Source organism: Providencia rustigianii DSM 4541, assembly GCF_000156395.1.
In the GTDB taxonomy this organism is placed as follows: Bacteria; Pseudomonadota; Gammaproteobacteria; order Enterobacterales; family Enterobacteriaceae; genus Providencia; species Providencia rustigianii.
Genome location: NZ_GG703826.1, coordinates 13,680 through 14,718, shown reverse-complemented (window position 1 = coordinate 14,718; position 1,039 = coordinate 13,680). Strand labels below are relative to the sequence as shown.

Here is a 1,039-nt window from a genome sequence, read left to right as displayed (position 1 = left end):
GCTTTTCACCGTTCATTTCCAGTCGGAAATAAGTCGGTTTTACGCTCAGTTTGGTTTGAGAGTTATCCCCCTCTTTCACGTTACCGGAGTCAATTTCGCTGTATCGACCACGTACGACGATTTCAACTGCTTGGACTTCTCCAATATCATCACGTTGGACTGACCCATTAAATCGCAGTTGGACACCATCAATAGTTTCAATTCCCCACTGGCGGTAGATTTGAGCCTCCATCCCGCCAAGAGTAATCTCCATATCTAACGCGCCATCATCCAGCCCCATATCAATTTGAGCTGAGCCATTCATGCCGCCGCCGCGATACGCTTCAAATTTACGAGTCAGTTTGGGTAAAGTGACTTCCTCGGCAATACCCATATAATTTTGACCATCATTAAAGATGTTCATGTGTTTAAACTTGCGTGGTAACGCCATGACTACCCCTTAATTTTCGAGCTGAAATCTAACAAATAACGATCAGTGATCCGCTGGCGCAACATCAAGTTTTCGAGTGGTGCAACTGGTGTATAGTCATAATCAAGATAGGCTTTGCCACTCTTCAACTCTTCTTTAACGTTGATTTTTTCATCAAACCAGCATTCACCGCCCAACAAATACCCTTGGTTTGTCATGGCGCGTAATTTCGCGTTGATACCGTCGATAATGTCTTTCACTAGCGTTGGTGTCAGTGGCTTGTCAACCGCCCATGCCTGACCTTCTGCGATGGTATCTGCCAGCACTTGTGCGGTACGCGTGTAAGATTCAAAGGCAAATAATGGATCATCGGAACAAGTACGAGAACCCCAGAATTTAAATCCATCATTACGGATCAGTGTCGTGATATCGTTTTCGTTAAGCAAACCAGCGTCCGTGGCTGGGTCTTGCAAGTCCCATGACACATCGGCAGAAATACCCGTGACACCATTGACCCCTACGTTAGATAACGTTTTATGCCAGCCCATCTCGTTGTCGATTTTTGCACGTAACCCCAATGCAGTTGCCGTTGCATAGATATTACTTTCTGCATTAGCGACTGTGTCCCAG

At 45.8% G+C, this 1,039-nt stretch carries 2 protein-coding genes; both read right to left on the bottom strand.

Annotation, left to right across the window (positions count from 1 at the left end):
- A partial coding sequence (locus PROVRUST_RS18470) for a phage major tail tube protein (RefSeq protein WP_006816439.1) occupies positions 1–430 on the bottom strand: 430 nt, incomplete at its 3' end.
- Between the two features lie 2 nt (positions 431–432).
- Positions 433–1,039, bottom strand: a 607-nt coding sequence (locus tag PROVRUST_RS18465; protein WP_006816438.1) for a phage tail sheath C-terminal domain-containing protein, incomplete at its 5' end; no start/stop codon positions are given.